Source organism: Cellulomonas algicola (assembly GCF_003851725.1).
Lineage (GTDB): Bacteria > Actinomycetota > Actinomycetes > Actinomycetales > Cellulomonadaceae > Cellulomonas > Cellulomonas algicola.
Genome location: NZ_BHYL01000272.1, coordinates 1 through 779, shown reverse-complemented (window position 1 = coordinate 779; position 779 = coordinate 1). Strand labels below are relative to the sequence as shown.

General features: G+C 78.6%; 1 protein-coding gene and 1 pseudogene. Both read right to left on the bottom strand.

Going from position 1 to position 779, the window contains the following annotated elements; all coding sequences use genetic code 11:
- Positions 1-573 (bottom strand): dihydroneopterin aldolase (folB, locus tag CTKZ_RS16150; protein ID WP_235843518.1); only part of this gene is annotated, 573 nt, incomplete at its 3' end.
- Positions 570-779 (bottom strand): annotated as a pseudogene (locus CTKZ_RS22210) (dihydropteroate synthase); the annotation flags it as partial. The pseudogene CTKZ_RS22210 and the gene folB, both read right to left, overlap by 4 nt.

Sequence of the window (779 nt, the reverse complement as noted above, 5' to 3'; positions counted from 1 at the left end):
CGTCCGCGCGTCGGCGCCGCCCGCGTCCGCGGCACGCGGCTCGTCGTCCGGCGCGGAGGGCCCGTCCATGTCACGCGGCAGCGGGGCGACGAGCGCGGCGGCACCCGTGCGCGGCAGCGCGGCCTCGCGCAGCGGACCGGTGTACGGCTCGGCGGCCGGCAGCTTCGTGCGGTCGCGCCGGATCGCGACGACGACGTCCCCGAACGGGACCGGGATCGGCGCCTGCGGCTTGTGCACGGCCACGTCGACGGCAGCCACCGCGCCCGCGGCCAGCACGGTCGCGGCGATGCGCTCGGCGACCGTCTCGATGAGGTCGACCGGCTCGCCCGCGAGCACCGCCGCGACCTGCTGCGCGAGCCCGCCGTAGTCCAGCGTGTGCGCCAGGTCGTCGCCCGCGGCCGCCCGACGCGTGTCGAGGTGCACGACGACGTCCGCGACGAACGTCTGCCCCTCGCGCCGCTCGTGGTCGAACACGCCGTGGTACCCGGTCGCCGTGATCCCCGTCAGGCGGATCTGGTCGAGCCGCCGCCCGCTCGCGTCGTACGCCGCGCCGTTCTCCTCGTGCGTCGTCACGTGCTGCTCCTCATGCTCGCGTCCTCGTCGACCGGTAGCTCGTCGTCCGCCTCGGGCGGGGTCGTGCCGCGCGGGTCCGCGCTCCCGGGCCCCCCGGCAGGGCCACCGCCCGCGCCCCGCCAGGCGGCCGCCACCCTGACCGCGTCGGCCGAGCCTGCCACCTCGTGCACGCGCACGCACCACGCGCCCGCCGCCGCGGCCAGCGC